Genomic DNA, 23,472 nt, shown 5'->3' on the forward strand with positions numbered 1-23,472 from the left:
GCCCGGACGGACACCGGTGCGGCGTCCGTCCGGGCGGGCCCTTCGGGAGGTGTTCGGCCGGTCTCAGACCTCGGCCCGGCTCGAGACCTTGGGGTTGTCGCGGGGCTGGTTCTCCATCTTCGCGATCTGGCGGGAGATGCCGACCTTGATGACGGTGCCCACGAGGCCGGTCACGAGCGACCAGATGATGATGCCCGTCCAGGCCTCGTCCGGGTCCGGGTTCTTGGCGGGGGGCGGGTCGCCGGTGATGCGCGTCCACGCGGCGCCGAGCACCTTGTGGGACAGCGCCACACCGCCGAGCGAGAGGCCGGTGCCCACGAGTTCGAGGACCTTGGTGTTCATGGAGTGCTGCTCCTTGTCGTCGGGGGACGCGGATGCGCCCGGTCGATCCTGCCCAGCCTAACGCGTCCCCGTCGATCCGTCAGTCTGCTGTCCGTCAGCCCGCCGGCCGTCCTGGCCCGGTGCCGGCGGGCCCGCGGCGGCCCCCTGCGTGGCACCGTCCGTGGCCCCGTCCGCGGTCCGGTTCAGCACCTTCTGCAGGTCGTCCTGCGTCAGCGTGGTCCGGTTCAGGTGCTTGGTCCGGTAGGTCGAGCGGCCCACCATGTGCGCCGACACCGGAACGGTGAGCAGCTGGAAGATCCAGCCCAGGGCGATGAGCGGGATCATGACGGGATCGCGGTTCTCCAGGGCCACGGCCGTGAGCATGAGGAGCAGGCCGAAGACCTGCGGCTTGGTGCCGGCGTGCATGCGCGTCAGCAGGTCCGGGAAGCGGACCAGGCCGATCGCGGCGGCCAGGGACATCAGCGCGCCGACCACGAGGCACACGGCCGCGGCGGCGTCCAGGACGGTGTCCAGCACGGCGCTCACCGCCCGTGCTCGGCGGTCTGGGTGGCGAAGCGCGCCACCGTCACGGACCCGATGAAACCGACCAGCGAGACGATCACCATGAGGATCAGGTTGTTGAGGTGGCCGTGGTAGGCCATCTCCACGGCGAGGGCGGCCGCGACGATGGCCAGCAGCACGTCCGTGGCCACCACCCGGTCCAGCAGGGACGGGCCCTTGGCGAGGCGGTAGAGGGTGCCCGCGGCGGCCGCGCTGAGCAGCACGGCGGCGACGGCCACGGCGATCTGCATCACGGGCGGTGCTCCTCGGGGTCGTCGGTCGGGGTTCCGGTCCCGGCGTCCGCGGCGTCGCCCGCCCGGCTCTCCGCGGCGGCGCCCGGGCGACCGGCGGAGGCCGGCACCTCGCCCCGGCGGCGGCCGATGATCTGCTGGCTCGCGGTGACCGGGGAGCTGATCGCGGCGCTGTCCCGCTGGTCCGCGGCGGCGGCTCCCCCGCCGCGCCGCTCGGCCTGCAGCGCGGCGAGCTCCTCCCGCGTGCCCATGATGCGGATCCAGGCGGCCTCCACCTGCAGCGCGGACCGGCGGAAGTCCTCCGCCTCCTGGGGACTGCGGACGTTGAGCGCGTGGAAGTACAGCGTGCCCGAGGCGCGGTCCACCTCCACGACCAGGGACCCCGGGATCAGGGTCATGGTGTGGCCGGTGGCCGTCAGGAGCAGGTCGGAGCGCGTGCGCAGCTGGACGCCGACCACGGCGTTGCGCGCACGCGGGCCCACGACGATCGCGATGAGCATCACCTCGATGCTCGCCTTGGCGACCTGCCACAGGAAGGTCACGGCGAAGACGGCGAACTGGAGCACGTTGAACCGGCCGGACAGCTGCACGGACGGCAGGTAGAGCACCCACGTCACGAGCAGGGCCAGGACCAGCCCGACCAGCAGGTTGCCGGGGCCGAAGTCGCCCCACAGGGCGCCCCACACGACCACGAGCCACACGAGCAGCGGCAGCTCGACGAGCAGGGAGTTCTTGGGCCGGGTCACGGTGCCTCCTCCACGACGGGCTGCGGCGGGGACCCCGGGTCCAGCACGGCCTGGACGTAGCGCTCGGGGCGGACGAGGTTCTCCGCGGCGTTGTCGGCGAGCTGGAACAGCGGCCCCGCGAAGACCGTCAGGGCCACCCCCACCGCGACGAGGGACGCGGCCCCGCCGAGCATCGACGGGGACATCAGGCGCACGTCGCCCTTTCCGGCGAACCGGCCCGCCTGGTCGTCGACGGCACCCGAGGTGAGCAGGAACCGGGACCCGGCGGGCACCGGGGCCAGCAGGATCGGGTCCGGGTACTCCGCGTCCTCCGGGGAGCGCAGGAACACGCGGTTCCACACCCGGATCATGGCGAGCAGGGCCAGCAGGGACACCGCCACGGACCCCGCGACCAGGGCGTAGGCCAGCCCGTCGCCCTGGTCGACGCCGGCCTGGAGCAGGCCGGTCTTGCCGAGGAAGCCGGAGAAGGGCGGGATGCCGCCGAGGTTGAGCGCGGGCACGAGGTAGAGCAGCCCGAGCAGCGGAGAGATCCGGGCCATCCCCGCCAGCCGGTCCACGTTGGTGGACCCGCCGCGGCGCTCGATCAGCCCGGCCACGAGGAACAGGCTCGTCTGGATCACGATGTGGTGGGCCACGTAGTAGACCGTGGCCGAGAGCGCCTCCTGCGTGCCCACGGCCACGCCGAAGATCATGTAGCCGATGTGGCTGATCAGCGTGAAGGACAGCATGCGCTTGATGTCGATCTGCGCGAGGGCGCCCAGGATGCCGACCACCATGGTCAGCAGTGCGACCCACATCAGGAGGTCGTCGAGCCGGTCCCCGGGGAAGAGCACGGTCTCGGTGCGGATGATCGAGTACACGCCCACCTTGGTCAGCAGGCCGGCGAACACGGCGGTGACGGGCGCGGAGGCGGTCGGATAGGAGTCGGGGAGCCAGAAGGACAGCGGGAAGACCGCGGCCTTGATGCCGAAGGCGATGAGCAGCATGAGGTGCAGCTGCATCTGGGTGCCCACCGGCAGGCCCTCGAGCTTGACCGAGAGGTCCGCCATGTTGATGGTCCCCGTGGCCGCGTAGATCATCGCGATGGTGATCAGGAACAGCACGGACGAGATCACCGACACCACCACGTAGGTCACGCCGGTGCGGATCCGCTGGACGGTGCCGCCCATCGTCATGAGCACGTAGGACGCGGTCAGCAGGATCTCGAAACCCACGTAGAGGTTGAACAGGTCCCCGGCGAGGAAGGCGTTCGACACGCCCGCCACGAGGATCAGGAAGGAGGGGTGGAAGATCGAGATCGGCCCCTCCTCGTCCCCGTCGGCCACGCCCTGCCCGCTCGCGTAGACGAGCACGGCGAGCGAGACGAGCGTGGAGACCACGAGCATCAGGGACGAGAGCTGGTCCACCACCATGACGATGCCCCAGGGCGCCTCCCAGCCGCCGAGGTGGACGGCCTGCGGACCGAGGTTCCACGTGGTCCCGAGGACGAGCGCCTCGACCGCGAGGGTGAGCACGAGCGAGCCGATGGCCACGGTGCGCTGGAGGGCGTTGCGCCGCAGCAGCAGCAGGCTCAGGGCCGCGCCGAGGAACGGGATGATGACGGCCAGCGGGGCCAGCTGGGCGAAGTTGACGGTCACCGTCTCCCTCCCCACTGCTCGATGCCGCGGACACCGGGGGCCTCGAGGGACTCCTCCGGGTCCCGGCGGCGCGGCGCCTCGTCGAACTCGGTGGTGTCGGCGGGGACGTCGGCGTCGTCCTCCACGTCGTAGGAGGACTGCCGCGCCACCCGCCGGTCCTCGACGTCGTCCTGGATCTCGTCCCGGCGCCCGAGCACCCAGGAGCGGTAGATCATGCCGAGGAGGAACGCGGTCACCGCGAGGGAGATCACGATGGCGGTGAGGATCAGGGCCTGGGGCAGCGGGTCGCTGTAGTCCTCCGCGGCGATCGACCCGTCGTAGAGGGGCGCGAACCCGGCGGCCCCGCCGGCGTGCAGGATCAGCAGGTTCGTGCCGTTGGTCAGCAGCATCAACCCGAGCAGCACACGGGTGAGCGAGCGCTCGAGCAGCAGGTACACGCCCACGGCGTAGAGCACGCCCATCACGACCAGCAGGGTCAGGTTCACGGTCATCGGTGCTCGTTCCCTCCGTCGGGCGCGGTCCGGAGGGCCGGGGTCGGCGACGTCGCGGACGAGACCGCGGTCGCTCCCGCGGAGGCGCCGGCGGCGACCTTCCGCTGCCGCGTGACGCGGATGCGCGTGCCGCGTCCCGGGGCGCGCCGCCGCCGCCGGACCGCGTCCTCCTCGATCCGCTCGTCGATGCGCCCGCCGAGCGAGCGCAGGATGTCGAGGATGAGTCCTACCACGATGAGATAGACGGCGACGTCGAAGACCAGGGCGGTCACGAACTTCTCGGCCCCGAAGACCGGCAGCTCGGCCTCGAAGGTATAGCTCTGCATCACCGATCCGCCGACGAACACCGGGGTGACGGCGTAGAGGGCGGCGAGCGCCAGCCCGGTCCCCAGCATGGTGCCCGCGTTGATCGGGGTGGCCAGCTCGAGCTCGTACCGCCCGCCCGCGAGGTAGCGCACGGTCAGGGCGAGGCCGGCCATGAGACCGCCCGCGAAGCCGCCGCCGGGATCGTTGTGCCCGGCGACCAGCAGGTAGAGCGAGACCATCATGAACGTGTGGAACAGCAGCCGGGTGACCACCTCGAAGACGATCGAGCGCCGCTCGGGGGCCATCGTCCTCCCCGCCAGCAGGTAGGGGTCCTCGAGGTCGTCGTCACGGCGGGCCAGCCCCGCCTCCAGCGGCTGCCCGCCGGGCGAGACGGCCGCGGCGTTGCGCCGCCGGATGACCCGCAGCTGCTCGGTCGTGGGGTCGTCCCCGGAGCGGACGATGCGGTCCCCGCGGCCCGTGACGAAGATCAGGGAGGCCACGCCGGTGGCGGCGAGCACGAGCACCGAGATCTCCCCGAACGTGTCCCACGCGCGGATGTCCACGAGGATCACGTTGACCACGTTCTGGCCGTCGCCGAGCTCGTAGGCCATCCGCGGCATCTCCAGGGAGATCGGGTCGGCCGTGCGGGAGGAGATGCTGAACGCGGCGAGCGCCATCATGAACAGCCCGAAGGTCACCGCGATGGCGCCGCGCAGCAGCCGGCGCCCGGCCGGGTTGCGGTGCCACAGCGGGGCGGGCAGGGAGCGCAGGGCGAGGACGAACGCGACGAGCAGCACGGTCTCGACGAGCGTCTGCGTCAGGGCGAGGTCCGGTGCGCCCTGGAGGGCGAAGATGAGGGCCAGTCCGTAGCCGGTGACCGACACGAGGAGCACCGCGAGGAAGCGCTTGGTGGCCAGGGGCACCAGCAGGGCCGCCACGACCATGGCCGCGCCCGCGATGAGCTGGGCCGGGCCGTCCGAGACCCGCAGGCTGCCGAGGGGCGGGGTCTCCTCCACGAACAGCGCCACGAGCGGCACGACGATCGCCGTGATCAGGATGACCGACAGGTAGAACATCAGCGAACCGCGCTGGGTGCGGCCGGTGATCCACACGGCGGCGAGGTCCAGCACGTTGATGGCGCGCCGGTAAACGAGCTCTCCCGCGGGCAGGGACGGCAGGGCCCGCTGCAGCTCGGCGACGCGGCGGCGCCCGAGGTACAGGAGGAGCCCGGCCGCGATGATGAGGGCGGACAGGCCGAGGGCGGGGGTCGGGCCGTGCCAGAGGGCGAGATAGAACTCGTGCTCCTCCGTGACCGGGAACTGGTCGACGTAGGGCTGCAGCACCGCGTTGACGGGCTGGGGCCACAGGCCGAAGACCACCGTGAGCACGGAGAGCACGAGGGGTGCGGCGAGGAACGCCGGCTCGACGCGCTGCATGTCGCTGATCACGGCCTTGCCGCCGACCCCGGCGTCGAGCTCGGAGAACTCGGCGGACTTCTGCGCGAACCCGCCCCACACGAACCGGGCGCTGTAGGCGAAGGTCAGGACGGAGCCGGCGACGAGACCGGCGAGCACCGCGATCCCGGCCGCGCTGTCCACGTCGTGGGCGAACGCGGTCAGCACCGACTCCTTGGCCACGAATCCGGCCAGGGGCGGCAGACCCGCCATGGATGCCGCGGCGACGAGCGAGACGGCGAACAGCACCGGCACGCGGCCGGCGAGTCCCGACAGCCGGCGGATGTCCCGGGTGCCCGCCCGGTGGTCGATGATCCCGACCACGAGGAACAGCGTCGCCTTGAACAGCCCGTGCGCCAGGAGCATGGCCAGGCCCGCCTGCGCCGTGTCCGCCGAGCCGCGGCCCACGATCACCACGAGGAAGCCGAGCTGGCTGACGGTGCCGTAGGCGAGGATCAGCTTCAGGTCGTACTGCTTCAGGGCCGCCCAGCCGCCGAAGAGCATGGTGCCGAGTCCCAGCACCGTGACGGTCGGCTGCCACAGCGCCGTCTCCGCGAAGCCGGGGGCGAAGCGGGCCACCAGGTAGACGCCGGCCTTGACCATCGCGGCCGCGTGCAGGTACGCGGACACCGGGGTGGGCGCGGCCATCGCGGCCGGCAGCCAGAAGTGCAGCGGGATCAGCGCGGACTTCGTCACGGCCCCCACGAGGAGCAGGAGGACCGCCACGTCCACCACGGTCCCGCGCTGGGCCAGCTCGGGGGCGGCCTCGAGCACCTCGGAGATCCGGTAGGTGCCGGCGGCCTGGCCCAGCATCACGATGCCCACCAGCATGGCCAGTCCGCCGGCGGTGGTGAGCACCAGGGCCTGCAGCGCCGCCCGCCGGGCGGACAGCCGGGTCCGGCTGTAGCTGATGAGCAGGAAGGACAGGACGGTGGTGATCTCCCAGAAGACGAACAGGACCAGCATGTCGTCGGCGGTCACCAGTCCGAACATGGCGCCCGCGAAGGCGAGCAGCTGCGCCCCGAAGCCGCCGATGCCGCTCGCGTCGGGCTTGAAGTAGCGGGCGCAGTAGAACAGCACCAGCGCGCCCACGCCGAGCACGAGCAGGGACATCGTCCAGGCGAGGGCGTCCATCCGCAGCACCAGGTCCAGGTGCAGGGAGGGGATCCACTCGCCGCCCTCCGTCCAGCCGCCCTCGGGGCCGTACACCCGCGGGGCGGAGCCCAGCAGCCACAGGAAGCCGGCGAGCGGGACCGCCGCCAGCAGGTAGAAGGCGCTGCGTCCCATCCGCGCGAACAGCAGGGGCGCGACCGCCGCCACCACTGCGTGGAGCAGGAGCACAGCGGTCATCAGGCGCCTCCGGAGGTCGGGAAAGGGATCGGCGGGCGGGCGTCGAGGGGCCCGGACGCGGGCACGGAGGACCTCTGTGCGAGCACGGGGTGGCCGGGGCGCACCCGGGACGTCCAGCCTATCAAAGCGGTGCTGCCGCCCCGCCCCGTCAGGGACTCGCGAACCTGGTCGGAGTCTGAGCGATCCCGGACGGCTGCCTGGGCGGAGCCGGGGTCCCGCACCGGGATTCCGCGCCCGGGGTTCTCCGCCGGGGCGTCGGCGAGGCCTTCCCACCGGCGGGCACCGCGGGCCTAGCATGACAGCCATGGACGCCACGCCCCCCGGCCCCCGGGCCCCCTCGCCGGCCCTACCCGCGACGCCGTTCGTGCCGCGCCGCTCGCACGTGTGGGCGTGGAGCCTGTGGGACGCCGGCTCCGCCGCCTTCAACGCGGTGATGACCACGTTCGTCTTCACGGTCTACCTCACGAGCGCCCCCTTCGGCGGGGAGGACCACGCCTCCCAGGTGCTGGGCTACGGGATCGGCGCCGCAGGTGTCGTGGTGGCCCTGCTGGCCCCGGTGGTGGGCCAGCGCAGCGACGGGGCGGGCCGGCGCAAGCTGTGGCTCGGCGTCAACACGATGCTCACGGCCCTGCTCACGGCCCTGTGCTTCCTGGTCCTCCCCGACCAGCCGTTCCTCTACCTGGGTGTCGCGCTGCTGGCGCTGGCCAACGTCTTCGACGAGTTCGCGGTGGTCAACTACAACGCGATGCTGCCCGGGATCGCGGGCCGCGAGCACATCGGGCGGGTCAGCGGCCAGGGCTGGGCGATGGGCTACTTCGGCGGGATCGTGGCCCTGACGATCGTGCTGTTCGGGTTCATCAGCCCCGGCCTGCTCGGACTCCCGGAGGAGGACGCCCTCAACGTGCGCGCCGTGGCCCTGTTCTCCGGGCTGTGGATCGCGCTGTTCTCGATCCCCGTCCTGCTGGTGGTGCCGGAGATCCGCCCGGTCCGCCGGGGGCCGCGCCCGTCCGTGGTGAGCTCCTACCGCCAGCTGTGGCAGACGCTGCGGGACCTGTACCGGGACGCCCCGCAGACGCTGTGGTTCCTGCTCTCCTCCGCCGTGTTCCGGGACGGGCTCAACGCGGTCTTCACCTTCGGCGGCGTGATCGCGGCCGGCACCTTCGGCTTCACCCTGAGCGAGGTGATCGTCTTCGCCATCGTGGGCAACGTGGCCGCCGGGGTGGGCGCGCTCGTGGGCGGCCGGCTCGACGACCGGCTCGGGCCCAAGCGCGTCATCGTCGCGTCCCTGATCGGCATCCTGCTGGCCGGGACCCCGCTGCTGTTCCTCGAGGGCACGGCGGCGTTCTGGGTCTGCGGGCTGCTGCTGTGCCTGTTCGTGGGTCCCGCGCAGTCCGCCTCCCGCACGTTCCTCGGCCGGCTCACCCGCAGCGGCGAGGAGGGGGCGCTGTTCGGCCTCTACGCCACCACGGGACGGGCGGTGAGCTTCCTGGCGCCCACCCTGTTCGCGGTGTTCGTCTCCGTGCTCGGCGCCCAGCGCTGGGGCATCCTCGGGATCCTCCTGGTGATCGGCGCCGGCCTGCTCCTGCTGCTCGGCGCCCGGGACCCGAAGCGCAGCCAGGATCCGGCGCACGGCCGGGACCCGCAGCGCGTCCGGGACGTCGAGGACCCCGGGAGCACCGGGCGGGCCTGAGCCCCGGCGCGCTCCCGTGGCACCGCGACCGGGCAGAGCACGGCCTCCGCGGTGGAACGGGAGGCCCGCTGCGGGACGCCGGCCTCAGATCCGGGTGCGGGAGAACCTGAGGTGGCTGCGCGACGCCGTGGGACCGCGCTGCCCCTGATAGCGGTTGCCGTAGGCGCCGGACCCGTAGGGGTGCTCCGTGGGCGAGGACAGCCGGAAGAAGCACAGCTGGCCCACCTTGGAGCCGGGCCACAGCTTGATGGGCAGCGTTGCCATGTTGGACAGCTCGAGGGTGACGTGCCCCGAGAAGCCCGGGTCGATGAACCCGGCCGTGGAGTGGGTCAGCAGCCCGAGGCGCCCCAGCGAGGACTTCCCCTCGAGGCGGGCGGCGATGTCGTCCGGGAGCGTGACCTTCTCGTAGGTGGAGCCGAGCACGAACTCCCCCGGGTGGAGCACGAAGGCCTCGTCCGGGTCGACCTCCACGAGCCGGGTGAGCTCCGGCTGCTCCACGGACGGATCGATGTGCGCGTACTTGTGGTTGTCGAAGAGCCGGAACCAGCGGTCCAGCCGCACGTCGATGCTGGCGGGCTGGATCAGGGCGGGATCGTAGGGCTCGAGGACGACCCGGCCGCCGTCGAGCTCCCGGCGGATGTCGCGGTCAGAGATCAGCACGGACCCAAGGTATCGCACGGGCGGGCGCCGGGCCGCTCGTCGGTGCCGGACGGTCCCGCCTCCGGTCCGGCGGGTGGTGTAGAGTATGTGGTGTCCTCGTCCGGTGCACGCACCGGACGGACCACGGATGCGCGGCTGTAGCTCAATGGTAGAGCGCACGCTTCCCAAGCCTGATACGCGGGTTCGATTCCCGTCAGCCGCTCTCTCGCACCGAACGCCCCGCGCCCCCGGCCGGGGCGTTCGTCGTCGTCCGGGGCCGCACGGTAGGATGTCCCGCGTCCCGTGCCCCGCACCGGGACGCGGCCGCCCGGGGGACCTCCCAGGCCCTGCGCCCGTTCCCCGCACCCCGCCCACGAGGAGCACATCTCCCGTCATGCTGCGCACCATGTTCAAGGCCAAGATCCACCGTGCTGTCGTGACCCAGGCCGACCTCCACTACGTCGGCTCGGTCACCGTCGACCAGGACCTGCTCGACGCCGCCGACATCCTCCCCGGCGAGCTCGTCTCCATCGTGGACGTCACCAACGGCGCGCGGCTGGAGACGTACACGATCGCCGGCGAGCGGGGCTCCGGCGTCGTCGGCATCAACGGGGCCGCCGCCCACCTCGTGCACCCCGGGGACCTCGTCATCCTCATCAGCTACGCGCAGATGGACGACGCCGAGGCCCGCGCCCACGTGCCGTCCGTGGTCCACGTGGACGCCGACAACCGGATCGTCGACCTCGGCACGGACCCCGCCGAGGCGCTCCTCGACGGCGTCGCCCGCCCTCCCCACTCCCGGACGCTGACCGCCGCGCGCGCCGACCTGCCGGCCGCGTGACCTGCCCCACCCCGCACCGCCGCCGGGCCGGGGATGGGATAGAACTGTAGGGGCCCGCGGACGCGGACCCGCAGCAGCGTGAGGGAGGGTCCCGTGGCCGGAGTGTTCTCGGGGTTCTTCATCGTCTGGGCCGTCATCCTGAGCGGCTACGTGGTGGGCCGGCGCCGGGTGCTGGGCCCGCAGGGACAGCTCGTGCTGAGCAAGTTCGCCTTCTACGTGGCCAGCCCGCCCCTGCTCTTCCTCACCATCTCCGAGGCCGACATCGCCCGGATCCTCTCCGCGCCGCTGCTGGTGGCCGCCGTGTCCGCCGTGGCCACCACCCTGGTCCACGCCGCGATCGCCCGGTGGGTGCTGCGCCGTGACGCGGCCACCACCCTCATGGGCGCCCAGGCCGCCTCCCAGGTCAACTCCGCCAACCTGGGCATCCCGATCGCCGTGTTCGTGCTCGGCGACGCGTCCCAGGTGGTGCCCGTCATCCTGTTCCAGCTGGCGATCAACACCCCTGTCTACCTGACGATCATGGACACCCTGACGGACGGCCGCCGCCCGAGCCTCGGCAGCGTCCTGGGCAACGTGGTCACCAATCCCATGATCGTGGGCTCCGGGCTGGGCATCCTTTTCGCCGTCACCGGGTGGCGGCTGCCGGAGGTGGTGCACGAACCCGTGGAACTGGTCGCCGGCGCCTCCATCCCGGCGATGCTGATGGCCTTCGGCATCTCCCTGGTCGGCGCCTCCCCGCTGCAGCGCGGCGCCGGGCCGCGCCGGGACGTGGTGCTGGCCAGCACGCTCAAGCTGCTGCTCCACCCGGCGCTGGCGTTCCTGTTCGCCCGCTTCGCGCTGGGCCTGGACGGCCACCTCCTCTACGCGGTGGTGGTGATGGCCGCGCTCCCCACCGCCCAGAACATCTACGTGGCGGCCGTGCGCTACGGCCGGGCCGAGCAGCTGTGCCGGGACACGGTGCTGGTGACCACGGTGGTGGCGATGCTGACCATGGCGGTCGTGGCCCTGCTGCTCTCCTGATGCCACCCGGGCGGGGTCCCGTCGGCGGCCCCGCAGCCGGCGGGCGGGGACTCGCCCGGGACGCGCCGAGGCACACCGATGCAAACCGTCAGGTTACTGGTCTGTGAGGTAGCGCACTCATAGACTGAAGGCTCCGCGCAGGGGTGGTCGACCGGCAGCACCCGCCGCCGACCGTCCCGCCGACCGGGTCCCACAGGATCCCCTCGACGTCCCTCGCGGACCGCCACATCGCCGAAGGGGAGGAACAGACCGTTGACCACCACCTCACACCCCCACAGAGCACCGGGCAGGCGACGGCTCAGCGCCGCCGCGGCCCTCGGTGCCGTGGGTGCCCTGCTCATGACGGGATGCGGGGACGCCGACGCCGGCGACACCCCCACCCTGACCTGGTACATCAACCCCGACGCCGGCGGCCAGGCGGAGCTCGCCCGGCAGTGCTCCGAGGAGTCCGGGGGCCGCTACAACATCGAGACCGCTCTGCTTCCCCGTGACGCCGACGGTCAGCGCGAGCAGCTCGCCCGGCGTCTGGCCGCCGGCGACACGACGATGGACATCATGAGCATCGACCCCATCTACGTCCCCGAACTGGCCGAGCCGGACTTCCTGGCCCCCGTGCCGGCGGACGTCGAGGAGGCCACCACGCAGGACGTCCTGGCGGGCCCGCTCGAGGGCGCTCGGTGGAACGACGAGCTGGTGTCGGTGCCGTTCTGGGCGAACACGCAGCTGTTGTGGTACCGGGAGTCCGTGGCGGAGGCCGCCGGCCTGAACATGGACGAGCCGGTGACCTGGGAGCAGATCATGGACGCGGCCCGTGAGCAGGACAAGTACCTGGGGGTGCAGGGCACGTCGGCCGAGTCCATGACGGTGTGGGTCAACGGCCTCATCGCGTCCGCTGGAGGGTCGATCGTGGAGAACCCCGAGGCCCCGGCCAACGAGATCTCGATCGGCATGGACTCCGAGGCGGCCGCCAAGGCCGCCGACATCGTCGGGACCATCGGCCGGGACGGGCTCGGCGGGCCCGGTCTGCCGACCTCCACGGAGAGCACGTCCCTGACCGAGTTCCAGTCCGACAGCGGCTCCTTCATGGTCAACTGGCCGTTCATCTACGCGGCGACCGCAGCCGCCGCGGAGGGCGGGAGCGTCGACCAGTCCATGTTCGAGGACATCGGCTGGGGACTGTGGCCGCGGGTGGACGCCGACCAGCCCTCCGCTCCCCCGCTGGGCGGGGTCAACCTGGGTGTGGGCGCCACCTCCGAGCACCAGGAACTGGCGTGGGAGGCCGTCGAGTGCGTCGTCCAGCCCGAGAACCAGGCCTACTACTTCGTGACCAACGGCAACCCGGCGGCGTCCGAGGCCGCCTACGAGGACCCGGAGGTCCGAGAGGCCTTCCCGATGTACGCGACCATCCGGGAGTCCCTGGAGAACGCGGCCCCGCGCCCGCAGACGCCCTTCTACAACGAGGTCTCCACCGCCATCCAGCAGCAGTGGACCCCGCCGGCGTCCGTCACCGAGGACACGCCCCGGTCCACCGCCGAGTTCATCGAGTCCGTCCTGAGAGGAGAGCGGCTGCTATGAGCACCGTCGTCAACCCCAACGCTCCCGGCACCGGGCCCCGGGAGGTCTCCCCGGCCCCCGTGACCGGCCGCCGCAGCTCGAAACCGCTGATGTCGGACCGGGCCCGGTCCGAGCGCAAGCTCGGCTGGATGCTCGCCGGGCCGGCGTTCATCGTGATGCTGCTGGTCACGATGTACCCGATCCTGCAGGCCCTGTGGGACTCGCTGTTCTCGTTCCGGCTCACCGCCCCCGGGGAGCGGGAGTTCGTCCTCCTCAGCAACTACGCCACCGTCCTCTCGGACCAGGTGTTCTGGCGCGACCTCGGTGTCACGGTGCTCATCACGGTGGTCACCGTGGTCGTGGAGCTCGTCCTCGGCTTCGCCCTGGCGCTCGTGATGAACAACGCGATCCGCAACACCAAGGGGCTGCTGCGCACCGCGATCCTGGTGCCCTACGGCATCATCACCGTGGTCTCGGCCTTCGCCTGGTTCTACGCGTTCGACATCACGACCGGCTACATCAACAACTGGTTCTCCTGGGTGCCGGGGATCGGCCCGGACTTCAACTGGTTCTCCAACACGTGGTCCGCCCTGTTCGTCATCATGGCCTCCGAGATCTGGAAGACCACGCCCTTCATCTCGCTGCTGCTGCTGGCCGGCCTGGCCCAGGTGCCCAGCGAGTACACGGAGGCCGCCCGGGTGGACGGCGCCACCTGGTGGCAGCGGATGTCCCGGGTGATCCTGCCCAACATGAAGGCGGCGATCATGGTGGCCGTGGTGTTCCGCGCGCTCGACGCGTTCCGCATCTTCGACAACATCTTCATCATGACCCAGGGCCAGTACGGCACCGAGACGCTGTCCCTGCTGGCCTACCGCACCTCCATCGGCCGACTGGAGATCGGGCTCGGCTCCGCGATCTCCGTGATCCTGTTCGTCTGCGTGCTGCTGATCGCCTTCCTCGCCATCAAGGTGTTCAAGGTCGACCTCGCCGGCGCCGGGAAGGGAAGGTAATCCCATGACCACCAAGCAGAAGGCCGGCTGGGCCGTCGTCACGGTCCTCGTCCTGCTCTACGCGCTCTTCCCCGTCGCCTCGATCCTCATGACGTCCTTCAAGACGCCGGCGGACCTGTCGTCCGGGAGGTTCCTGCCCACCCAGTGGGTCGGGGAGAACTACTCCTCGATCTTCGTCGGCACCGCGAGGGACCTGTTCCTGCCGTCGTTGCGCAACTCGATCGGCATCTGCCTGATCGCCACGGCCATCGCCGTGGTGCTCGCCACGCTGTGCGCCTACGCGATCGCCCGCCTGGACTTCCCGGGCAAGAAGATGATCCTGACGGTCGCCCTCGCGGTGTCCATGTTCCCCGTGGTCTCGATCGTGACCCCGCTGTTCAACCTGTGGCGCCAGATCGGGCTGTACGACACCTGGCCCGGCCTGATCATCCCCTACCTCTCGCTCACCCTCCCGATCTCCATCTGGACGCTGACCGCGTTCTTCCAGCAGATCCCGTGGGACCTCGAGCGCGCGGCGCAGGTGGACGGCGCCACCACGTGGCAGGCGTTCCGCAAGGTCATCGTGCCGCTGGCCCTGCCCGGCGTCTTCACCACGGCGATCATCGCGTTCTTCATCGCGTGGAACGACTTCGTCTACGGCATCGGCCTCACCTCCACGGAGGCGGCCCGGCCCGTCCCGGCGGCGCTCGCGTTCTTCACCGGCGCCTCGCAGTTCGAGGACCCGGCGGGCGCCATCTCCGCGGCGGCCATCATCGTCACCATCCCGGTGGTGCTGCTGGTGCTGCTGTTCCAGCGCCAGATCGTCTCCGGCCTCACCCAGGGCGCGGTCAAGGGCTGAGCCCGTCCCGCCTCCCGCATCTTCCGAACCGAACGAAGGACTGAGTCCCAGATGGCATCCATCACCCTCAACCACCTCGTCAAGAAGTACGGCGACGGCTTCCCCGCCGTCAACGACGTGTCGATCGACATCGCCGACGGCGAGTTCCTCATCCTCGTGGGGCCCTCCGGCTGCGGCAAGTCCACGCTGCTGCGCATGATCGTGGGCCTCGAGGACATCACCTCCGGGGACCTCCTGATCAACGGGCAGCGGGTCAACGAGAAGGAGCCCCGCGAGCGCAACCTGTCCATGGTGTTCCAGAACTACGCGCTCTACCCGCACCTGACCGTGTACGAGAACATCGCGTTCCCGCTGCGGCTGTCCAAAGGCAAGTTCTCCGACGAGGAGATCGACCGCAAGGTGCGCACGGCGTCGTCGACCCTGGATCTCGACGACCACCTGGAGCGCAAGCCGGCCAACCTCTCCGGCGGTCAGCGCCAGCGCGTGGCGATGGGCCGGGCGATCGTGCGGGACGCCGACGCGTTCCTGTTCGACGAGCCGCTGTCCAACCTGGACGCGAAGCTGCGCGGCCAGATGCGCACGGAGATCGCCCAGCTCCAGCGCCGGATGGGCATCACCTCCGTCTACGTGACCCACGACCAGACGGAGGCCATGACCCTCGGCGACCGCGTGGCGGTGCTCAAGAAGGGCATCCTGCAGCAGATCGCCTCGCCCCGCGAGCTCTACGAGCAGCCGGCCAACCTGTTCGTGGCGGGATTCATCGGCTCCCCGTCGATGAACTTCCTGCCCGCACACGTGAAGGGCACGGTGTTCGAGACCCCGCTGGGGGACATCCCCGTCCCGGACAAGGCCGCGGGGAAGCTGCCCGCCGACGGGTCGATCGTGCTGCTCGGCCTGCGGCCCGAGCACTTCAACGACGCCAAGTTCGTGGACGAGGCGATCGCCTCCCGCGGCACCGTCTTCGACACCGAGTTCACCCACACCGAGTGGATGGGCAACGAGCAGTACGGCTACATCAACTACCGGCAGGACGATTCCGTCAAGGCGAAGCTCGACGAACTGGCGCAGGAGCTGGACGGGGACGAGATGCACCCGCAGATCGTCGTCTCCCTGGACGCCACCTCCCGCATCCGAGGGGGGACGAAGGGACGGATCTGGGTGGACACCCGCCGGATGCACGTCTTCGACCCCGAGACCGGCGCGAACCTGACCCGGGACGAGGAGGCCGGCGCCGAGCTGACCCGCGAGGCCGTCGAGGAGCGCAAGGCCGAGATCGAGCGGGCCCGCCAGGAGCTGGCCTCCGCCGGCTGAGACCGGAGCGCTCCGCCCGCCGGTCGAGGAGCCCGCCGCCCGTCTCCCGGGTCGGCGGGCTCCTCCGTGCGTCCGGGGCTCAGCCGGTGCCCGGCAGACCGAGCGAGAACCACCCCACGAGGCCGAGGACGGCGAGCAGGCCCGCGGCGGACACGGCGGAGCGCAGCCGCGGGTGCCGGATCCCCCAGGGCACGAGCCGGGGCCAGCGGGCGGCGGCCTCCCGGGCCGTCGTGCGCTCGACATGGGTCCGCGGGGCGCCCAGCACCACGGCGACGTCCTCGAGGGCCCGGGAGTCCCACACCGCGCCGTCGAGCCCCAGGACCCGGCGGCCCGAACGGCCCGCGGCCCACAGGTGGGGACGGCCGGCCGGCCGCGGGGTGTCGGGCGCGCGGTGCAGCGCCCCCACCGTGACGACGTGCTCGACCTCCGCGAGCGGCGTGGCGGCGAAGCCCACGGTGCGGGAGCGCAGGACGTGGCTGTCCGTGCGGACGACCAGCACGGGCCGCAGCCGGAGCCAGCACGCGGCGGCGGCGAGGAGCACGAGCGCGAGCACGACCGCCGCGACGCCGGGGGCGGGCCGCCGCGCCCACAGGAACAGCAGGAGGACGGCGACCACCAGCAGCGGTCCCGCGCAGGAGAGCAGGCGCCGGCCGTAGGAGCCCAGCCGGGGCCGCAGCACGGCGCGGACGGGCCCGTACCGCTCGGGGACCTGGCGGACGGAGTCGGCCATGGGCGCTCAGCTCCAGACGGGGACGGTCACGGTGGCACGTGACAGGTGACGGACGACGGTGACGGGCACGGGAAGAGTGGTGCGGCACGTAGCGTACCCGCCCGCGCCTTCCGGGCGCTCCTCCCGGCCCGGTGCACGCCCGGGCCGGGAGGGGATCGGTTAGCGTGAACGGATGGAGTCCAACGTCCGCGTGCTCAAGGCCCTCGGGGCCTGGCTGTTCCTCGTGCTGCTCGGGGTGGCCGCCGCCGCCGTCACCATCGCCCTGGTCAACAAGTACATGTACGGCCCGGAGACGGACGTGCGGGCGTACTTCGGGGACCTGCGGGACGGCGACGGGGGCGAGGCGCTCGGTCTGCTCAACGCCCGGGTCCCGGACGCCAACGCGGCGATGCTCGACGGCGACCCGCTGGAGACCTCGGCGGAGGAGCTGGCGGACCTCGAGGTCTCCACTGTCTCGAACGACGGCGAGCGGGCCGTGGTGCGCGCGGACTACACCCTCGCCGGCGAGCAGCACAGCTCGGAGTTCTCCCTGCACCCCGTGGACACCCAGTGGGGGTTCTTCACGGTGTGGGCGTTCGACGAGACCCAACTGTCCACGGTGACGGTCAGCCTGCCGGGCGCCACCTCGGTGGACGTGAACGGCATGTCGGTGGCCCTGCCGGAGTCCTCCGCGGAGTTCGCCGCGTTCTTCCCCGGCGTCTACACGGCCTCCTACACGTCCGAGCTGATGGCCGCGGACCCGGTGCGCACGGTGCTGACCGACCCGGGCCAGCAGGCGGAGATCGTCCTGGAGGCCCGGCCCACCGAGGCCCTCGAGCAGGAGGTGGACCGGCAGCTGAAGGAGCACCTCGACGAATGCGCCGGGCAGGGCAGCCTCTTCCCGTCCGGCTGCCCGTTCTCCTTCGAGTTCGACGGACGGGTCGCCGGGGACGTGGAGTGGACGGTCGAGTCCTATCCGGACCCGGAGATCGTCGTGGGCGCCCAGGGCGGCAGGGGCTGGGGCCTGGAGCCCGCCCAGGGCACCGCCCGGATCGCCTTCGACTCCCTCGACCTGTTCACGGGGGACGTCGAGCGGCTCGAGCGCACCGTGCCGTTCGAGGTCGCCGCGGATCTCACCATCGACGGCTCGACGGTGCGGGTCGACCCGCGCGGCTGAGCCCGCAGCGCGGGGGCCCCCGCACGGACACCCCCGGGACACCGCCCGGCGCGACGCTCAGCCGGGACCGCTCAGTTGACCCCGCGCAGGTCCAGGACCAGTTCGGACTCCCCCTCGGCGTCCAGCACGAAGGGGATGCCCCAGTCCTGCTGGTAGAGGTGGCACGCCGCGTGGTCGGGGATCTCCCCGCCCGGTTCGCCGTCGCACGCCGCGGCGCGCGCGGTGATGTGCAGGACGCCCTCGGCGGCGCCGTCCGCCAGCACGAGCCGCCGGCGCAGGCCCTGGGCCGTGCCGGCGCCCTCGGCCAGCGCGTCCTCCGGGGAGGACGAGATCCTCAGCTGCGTCGGGTCGCCCCACCGGTCGTCGAGCTTCTGCCCGGCCGGCGCCGCGAAGCGCACCTCGATCCCGAGCGCGCCCGGGGCGAGCCTCGTGCGCGCCCGCTGGGTCCGCGACGACCCTTCGTCGACGCGCTGGGCGGCGGCCGGGATCGGCACGCGCACCAGCCGGTGGGCGTTGGCCTCGACGACGACGAGCAGCGGTTCCGCCCCGGAGACGTCCAGGAGCACGTCGGAGGGCTCGGCCAGGCCCCGGGCCAGGGTGGCCACCTGACCGGTCCGGGGGTCGTAGTGGCGCACGGCGCCGTTGTAGGTGTCCGCGACGGCCACCGACCCGTCGGGCAGCTGGGCCACCCCGAGGCAGTGCTGCAGGCGCGCCTGTCCGGCGTCGCCGTCGCGGAAGCCGAAGTCGAACAGCCCCTCGCCCACGGCGGTCCCGACGGCCACGGCCCCGTCGTCGTCGAACCGGAGCACGCGCAGGGCGGAGGTCTCCGAGTCCGCGACCCACACGTTGCCCTGGTGGTCCTCCGCGAGCCCGGAGGACTGCGCGAACCACGCCTCGCCGGCCGGTCCGTCCTTGAGCCCCTCGTCCCCCGTGCCCGCGAGCACGGCGAGCCGGCCGGTCCGCGGGTCGAAGGAGAACAGCTGGTGGGTGCCCGCCATGGCCACCACGAGCCGGTCCGCCCGGGCGGACCACACGACGTCCCACGGGGAGGACAGCGCCACGTCCAGCGGATCGGCGGCGGGATCGATGTGGTTCGGCTCCGCCCCGCGGGCGCGCTCCTCGTCGAGCAGCCGCTGCACCCCGCTGCCGGCCACCGTGCGCACGTGCCCGGTGGCGAGGTCCACGCCGCGGAGCCGGTGGTTGACCGAGTCGGCCACGACCACGTCGTAGCCGGCCGCCGCGCGCACCTCCTCGGGCAGCAGGGTGAGCCCCTGCGGCTCGGTGAACCGCGCGCTCGCCGGGTCCCCGTCCGCGTGGCCCTTCCCCGCGCCGATGACCCGACGGACGGTCTCGAGGTCGTTGTCGAGCTGGACCAGGCGGTGGTGGCCCGTGTCGGAGACGAGGAACGAGCCGTCCGGCAGCGGCAGCACCTTGCCGGGGAACCGGAGGTCGCCCTCGGGTGCGGGCCGGGGCACGTACGGCCCGTCGCCGCGGTGCAGCGTGCCCCGGGCCTCGTGCTCGGCCACGAGCTCCTCCACGAGGGAGACCAGCCCCTGGACGTGGCCCTCCCCCGAGAGGTGCGCCACGATGTAGCCCTCCGGGTCCACGACCACGAGCGTGGGCCACGCCCGGGCCGTGTAGGCGTCCCAGGTGGTCAGCTCGGGGTCGTCCAGGACGGGGTGGTGGACCTCGTAGCGGTCCACGGCGGCGGCGAGCGCGTCCGGGTCGGCCTCGTGCTCGAACTTCGGCGAGTGCACCCCCACCGTGACGAGGACGTCGGAGAAGCGCTCCTCGAGGGGGCGCAGCTCGTCGAGCACGTGCAGGCAGTTGATGCAGCAGAAGGACCAGAAGTCCAGGACCACGATCTTGCCGCGCAGCGCGGCGAGGTCGAGGTCCTTGCCGCCGGTGTTGAGCCAGGCGCGGCCCTGCAGCTCGGAGGCGCGGACGCGGGAGGTGAGGCGCATGGGTGGGGGTCCTTTCGGGGCGGGACGGAGCGGCAGGTGGAACGCAGCGGCAGGTGGAACGGGGCAGCGGGCGGATCGGAGCAGCGGACGGCCCGGGCTCAGCGCCGGGTGGCGCGGTCGTCGCGCTCCGCGAGACCCGCCATCATCTCGTTGTAGGCCTTGAGCTCGGCGTCGTCCGTGCGGTCGGCCTTGCGGTCCGCACGGCGGTTCTCCTTGGTGCCCTCGATCGCCCACATGATCGCGACGACGACGGCGACGACGACGGTGGGGAACTCGCCGATCCCCCACATGAGCGCCCCGCCGAGCTGCTGGTCCTCGATCGCGGAGCGGCCCCAGTCCCGGCCGGTGTTGCCGAACCAGGAGGCCTGCAGCAGGGTGTCGGAGCCCATGAGGGCGACCCCCACGAAGGCGTGGTAGACCATCGTGGCCAGCAGCAGGACGAGCCGCATCATGTGGCCGGGCCGGTACGGGACGGGGTCCGTGCCGATCAGCACGAGCATGAACAGGTACCCGGTGATGAGGAAGTGCACCACCATGAACACGTGGCCCACGTGGTAGTGCAGGGTGAAGTGGAACAGCGGGGTGAAGTAGAAGACGACGATGGAGCCGGCGAAGTTCACGGCGGCGAAGATCGGGTGGGTCACGACCTTCCCGACCCCGGAGTGCACCAGCCGCAGGATCCACTCGCGGGGTCCGCGGGTGCCGTCCTGACGGGACTCCAGGGCCTTGAGCAGCAGGGTGACCGGGGCGCCCAGGACCAGGAAGATCGGCACGACCATGGTCAGCGTCATGTGCTCGACCATGTGCGCCGAGAACAGGACGCGCCCGTAGACCGCGAAGCCGCCCGAGGTGATGTAGAACAGCACCCCGAGCCCGGTGAGCCACGAGAGGGTGCGCAGCACGGACCACGAGTCCTGGCGCCGGCGCACGCGCGCGAACGCCCACAGGTAGACGACCGCGAGGAACACGCACACCGCGAGCCACAGCCAGTCCACGCGCCAGGTGGTGACCCACGAGGCCGCGGTGGGCTCGGGGGGCAGCTCGTACCAGGTGAGGATCAGAGCCGGGGAGGCGTCGGGGGCGAGCTCCTCGGGCACCGGTGGGGCCGTCCGGGACAGGGCCACCGCGACGCCCATCACGGCGCCCATCACCAGCAGCTCCCCCAGCACGAGCTGCCACACGGCGCGGCGGGCCGTCACCCGGCCGGCCTCGAGCGCGGGCACCAGCCACCCGCGGTGGACGAGGCCCGCGAGGCCCAGGCCCAGCGTCAGGACGAACTTGACCAGCACGAGCCACCCGTAGCCGCTGAAGAGCTGCTCCCAGGAGCCGATGCGCACGGCCGCGTTGACCGTCCCGGAGAACAGGACGAGGAAGAAGGCGCCGAGGGCCACCGCGGAGAAGCGGCGCAGGACCACCGCCGCGAGGGGCACGCGCCGTCGCGGACCGGCCGACGGACGGCCCCGGGCGGCACCCTCGGGCAGGACGCCGGTGCCGGCGTCCTGCGCGCTCAGCTGCGGGGAGAGCCAGGCGAGCAGCACGAGCCCCCCGGTCCACAGGCCCACGCCCAGCAGGTGCAGGCCCAGGGAGTTGACGGCGCCCATGTGGTCGTCGCCGCCGGCGGAGTGCCCGTTGAGGGCCATGGCGACGAGAGCCGCGCAGGACAGGGCCAGGGTCAGGAGCAGCCCGAGCAGCGCCCGGATCCCGAAGACCAGGGTGGTCACGACGGCGGCCACCACGACGATCGCCGCCTGGGCCTGCCCCGTGGGGATGTCCGTGGTGTAGTGCAGCAGCTGCTGGGTGTAGGTCCCGCCCCCGCCCACGGGCACGCCCGCGACGTCGGAGTAGGACAGGACGAGCACGGCCACGGCGGCCACGGTCCAGACCACGGCGGCGGCCTCGGCGAGGCGCATCGTGCTGCTGAACAGCGGGTGCTCGGGGGCCGCGGCCCCGTCCCGGGCGCCCCGGCGGCGCCCGTCGCGGGTGGTCGGCACGATGCCCACCGCGAACAGCAGGGCGCCCATGACGACCACCAGCGCACCGTTGTGCACCAGCTCGGCGGCGGGCAGCCCCCATCGGACCAGTGCCCCGGGGTCGGCGGCGAGCCGGGCCGCGCCGGAGCCGGTCCCCAGCATCGCCACGACGAGCGCCGCGAGACCCACGAGGGGCACGGCCGCGAGCCACCAGGGGTCGATCCCCCGGCCGCCCGGCCGGGCGGCGGTGCCGTGGTCGGCGCGCTCGGCCGTCCTCGAACTCATGGTCAGTCTCCTTCATCCGCCCCTCGACGACGGGACGGCCTGTTCCCATTGTCCCTCCCCGCGCGCGCCGGCCCGTGCGCGTGTGCCGGATCCCACACGGGCCGCGCTCAGTCCGTGAAGAGCACCTCCCCCACGAACCCTCCCTCGGCGCAGCCCGGGGGCACGGCGAAGACCGCGGAACCGATCGGCGCGGTCCAGGTGTTGAGCATGTCCAGCTCGTCCAGCCGGCGCTGGATCGGGACGAACTGGCGGTCGACGTCCGAGCAGTACGCCGCGAAGACCATGCCGGCGTCGCTGACCCCTCCGTCGACCGCGTCCCGGCCCCGCGCACCCGAGGCGCCTGCCACGGGCAGGTCGTAGTTGTAGACCCGCCGGTGGATGCGCTCCAGGGGGTCCGCCGAACGGGAGCGGCGCACGTGGGCGTAGTCCGCGACGACGGGGAAGCCCAGCGGTCCCCGCGCCTCGAGATCCGGCTCGTCGTGCTCGGCGCCGCCGGTCAGCGGGGCGCCGTCGCGCAGCCGCCGTCCCACGGCGTCCTCGCGCGCCGGGGTGTCCGCCTCGTCCCAGGTGTCCAGGTTCATGGCGATCCGGCGGACGACGAGGGCCGTGCCGTCCGGGATCCACGGCGCGACGCCGTCCCGTCCGTGGACCACCCGCTCGAACTCCTCGCTGCCGCTCCGGGGGTTGACGGTGCCGTCCACCTGGCCGAAGAGGTTGCGCATGCTCCGCCCGTCCGGGACCGAGCCGACGGTGTGCCGGAAGCCGTCCTGCACCCAGCGCACGGCGGCGAAGGAGCGGGCGGCCTTGAGCAGCACCCGCTGGGCGTGCGAGACGGTGAGCCGGTCGTCCGCGCAGATCTGCAGCAGCAGGTCGCCGTCGCTCCACCGCGCCTCGAGCCGGTCGATCGAGAACGCCGGCAGGGGCCGCAGCCAGGCCGGCGCGCGGCCCGGGGAGACGAGGTCGAGGACCCGCGGCCCGAAGCCGAACGTGACCGTGAGCCGTGCGGGGTGCTCGGCGAGCCAGGGCTCCTGGTCGGCCACCGGGGCGCGGCCCTGGGTCAGGGCGGCGGCGTCCTCGGAGAGCACCCGGAGCAGGCGCCGCACCGCGTCCCGGGTGGTGTCCCGGTGGAGGTCCAGCGCCACGAAGGCGGCGAAGGCCTGCGGCGCGGTCGCCACTCCGGCCTGGCGGGGACCGTGGAAGGGCTCCGTGGCCTGCCCGTGCCCCGGCGCCGCCGGCCGCCCCGCCTCCCGGGGCACCGGCGCGAGCGCCCCGGCCCGGCGTGCCGACTCCAGCCCCACGGCCGAGGCCGCACCGATCCCGGCGGCGCCGCCCGCCACGAGCAGGCGC

General features: G+C 72.5%; 20 protein-coding genes and 1 tRNA gene. 9 read left to right on the plus strand and 12 right to left on the minus strand.

Translation table 11 applies throughout. The features are described from left to right. Positions 1–63: 63 nt before the first annotated feature. Genes ACFU0Y_RS07290 through ACFU0Y_RS07320 form a run of 7 tightly spaced genes read right to left on the minus strand, consistent with a single transcriptional unit; the run spans position 64 to position 7,117 of the window. Positions 64–342, minus strand: a complete 279-nt coding sequence (locus tag ACFU0Y_RS07290; RefSeq protein WP_380213803.1) for a DUF4235 domain-containing protein — start codon at positions 340–342, stop codon at positions 64–66. Between the two features lie 57 nt (positions 343–399). Continuing rightward, the gene (gene mnhG, locus ACFU0Y_RS07295) at positions 400–867 is read right to left on the minus strand and encodes a monovalent cation/H(+) antiporter subunit G (RefSeq protein ID WP_380213804.1); all 468 of its coding nucleotides are present in this window, start codon (positions 865–867) and stop codon (positions 400–402) included. Then, positions 864–1,136, minus strand: coding sequence for a monovalent cation/H+ antiporter complex subunit F (locus ACFU0Y_RS07300; RefSeq protein ID WP_368821311.1), 273 nt, complete (start codon positions 1,134–1,136; stop codon positions 864–866). The genes mnhG and ACFU0Y_RS07300 overlap by 4 nt, the downstream gene beginning before the upstream one ends. Then, entirely contained in the window at positions 1,133–1,879 is a 747-nt protein-coding gene (locus tag ACFU0Y_RS07305; RefSeq protein ID WP_380213805.1) for a Na+/H+ antiporter subunit E, read from the minus strand. The genes ACFU0Y_RS07300 and ACFU0Y_RS07305 overlap by 4 nt, the downstream gene beginning before the upstream one ends. Continuing rightward, a complete protein-coding gene (locus tag ACFU0Y_RS07310; protein ID WP_380213806.1) occupies positions 1,876–3,516 on the minus strand; it encodes a Na+/H+ antiporter subunit D in 1,641 nt (546 codons plus the stop codon). Before ACFU0Y_RS07310 ends, ACFU0Y_RS07305 begins: the two co-directional genes overlap by 4 nt. Continuing rightward, positions 3,513–4,007: a Na(+)/H(+) antiporter subunit C gene (locus tag ACFU0Y_RS07315; protein ID WP_380213807.1), complete on the minus strand. Its 495-nt coding sequence runs from the start codon at positions 4,005–4,007 to the stop codon at positions 3,513–3,515. The genes ACFU0Y_RS07310 and ACFU0Y_RS07315 overlap by 4 nt, the downstream gene beginning before the upstream one ends. After that, the gene (locus ACFU0Y_RS07320) at positions 4,004–7,117 is read right to left on the minus strand and encodes a Na+/H+ antiporter subunit A (protein ID WP_380213808.1); all 3,114 of its coding nucleotides are present in this window, start codon (positions 7,115–7,117) and stop codon (positions 4,004–4,006) included. The genes ACFU0Y_RS07315 and ACFU0Y_RS07320 overlap by 4 nt, the downstream gene beginning before the upstream one ends. A 304-nt stretch (positions 7,118–7,421) precedes the next feature. On the opposite strand from ACFU0Y_RS07320, the gene ACFU0Y_RS07325 reads away from it, so the two are divergent. Beyond that, entirely contained in the window at positions 7,422–8,807 is a 1,386-nt protein-coding gene (locus tag ACFU0Y_RS07325; protein ID WP_380213810.1) for an MFS transporter, read from the plus strand. Positions 8,808–8,891: 84 nt separating this feature from the next. Here ACFU0Y_RS07325 and dcd read toward each other — a convergent pair whose 3' ends face one another. Next, the gene (gene dcd / locus ACFU0Y_RS07330; protein WP_380213812.1) at positions 8,892–9,467 is read right to left on the minus strand and encodes a dCTP deaminase; all 576 of its coding nucleotides are present in this window, start codon (positions 9,465–9,467) and stop codon (positions 8,892–8,894) included. 131 nt (positions 9,468–9,598) lie between these two features. On the opposite strand from dcd, the gene ACFU0Y_RS07335 reads away from it, so the two are divergent. From ACFU0Y_RS07335 to ACFU0Y_RS07365, 7 genes are all read left to right on the plus strand, one after another. After that, a tRNA-Gly gene (locus ACFU0Y_RS07335) sits at positions 9,599–9,669 on the plus strand. 171 nt (positions 9,670–9,840) lie between these two features. Next, positions 9,841–10,287: an aspartate 1-decarboxylase gene (gene panD / locus ACFU0Y_RS07340; protein WP_380213813.1), complete on the plus strand. Its 447-nt coding sequence runs from the start codon at positions 9,841–9,843 to the stop codon at positions 10,285–10,287. 93 nt (positions 10,288–10,380) lie between these two features. Beyond that, on the plus strand, positions 10,381–11,307 hold the full coding sequence (locus tag ACFU0Y_RS07345) for an AEC family transporter (protein ID WP_380213814.1): 927 nt from the start codon (positions 10,381–10,383) through the stop codon (positions 11,305–11,307). A 252-nt stretch (positions 11,308–11,559) separates the two neighbouring features. Then, positions 11,560–12,882 (plus strand): extracellular solute-binding protein, encoded by a 1,323-nt coding sequence (locus tag ACFU0Y_RS07350; protein ID WP_380213815.1) that lies wholly within the window; start codon positions 11,560–11,562, stop codon positions 12,880–12,882. Further along, a complete protein-coding gene (locus tag ACFU0Y_RS07355; RefSeq protein WP_380213816.1) occupies positions 12,879–13,871 on the plus strand; it encodes a carbohydrate ABC transporter permease in 993 nt (330 codons plus the stop codon). Before ACFU0Y_RS07350 ends, ACFU0Y_RS07355 begins: the two co-directional genes overlap by 4 nt. 4 nt (positions 13,872–13,875) lie before the next feature. Then, positions 13,876–14,709 (plus strand): carbohydrate ABC transporter permease, encoded by an 834-nt coding sequence (locus ACFU0Y_RS07360; RefSeq protein WP_380213817.1) that lies wholly within the window; start codon positions 13,876–13,878, stop codon positions 14,707–14,709. Positions 14,710–14,760: 51 nt separating this feature from the next. Beyond that, entirely contained in the window at positions 14,761–16,020 is a 1,260-nt protein-coding gene (locus ACFU0Y_RS07365; RefSeq protein WP_380213819.1) for an ABC transporter ATP-binding protein, read from the plus strand. Positions 16,021–16,099: 79 nt separating this feature from the next. Here the strand turns inward: ACFU0Y_RS07365 and ACFU0Y_RS07370 are convergent, their stop codons facing one another. After that, positions 16,100–16,750: a hypothetical protein gene (locus tag ACFU0Y_RS07370; protein WP_380213820.1), complete on the minus strand. Its 651-nt coding sequence runs from the start codon at positions 16,748–16,750 to the stop codon at positions 16,100–16,102. A 172-nt stretch (positions 16,751–16,922) separates the two neighbouring features. On the opposite strand from ACFU0Y_RS07370, the gene ACFU0Y_RS07375 reads away from it, so the two are divergent. After that, positions 16,923–17,906, plus strand: coding sequence for a hypothetical protein (locus ACFU0Y_RS07375; protein WP_380213821.1), 984 nt, complete (start codon positions 16,923–16,925; stop codon positions 17,904–17,906). A 71-nt stretch (positions 17,907–17,977) separates the two neighbouring features. On the opposite strand, the gene ACFU0Y_RS07380 is transcribed toward ACFU0Y_RS07375, so the two are convergent. The 3 genes from ACFU0Y_RS07380 to ACFU0Y_RS07390 all read right to left on the minus strand — a co-directional run. Beyond that, a complete protein-coding gene (locus ACFU0Y_RS07380) occupies positions 17,978–19,870 on the minus strand; it encodes an NHL domain-containing thioredoxin family protein (RefSeq protein ID WP_380213822.1) in 1,893 nt (630 codons plus the stop codon). 98 nt (positions 19,871–19,968) lie between these two features. Next, entirely contained in the window at positions 19,969–22,125 is a 2,157-nt protein-coding gene (locus ACFU0Y_RS07385; RefSeq protein ID WP_380213823.1) for a cytochrome c oxidase assembly protein, read from the minus strand. A gap of 107 nt (positions 22,126–22,232) precedes the next feature. Continuing rightward, positions 22,233–23,472: Dyp-type peroxidase (locus tag ACFU0Y_RS07390; protein WP_380213824.1), on the minus strand; the 1,240-nt coding region annotated here is incomplete at its 5' end.

Source organism: Kocuria sp. NPDC057446 (assembly GCF_042802875.1).
In the GTDB taxonomy this organism is placed as follows: domain Bacteria; phylum Actinomycetota; class Actinomycetes; order Actinomycetales; family Micrococcaceae; genus Kocuria.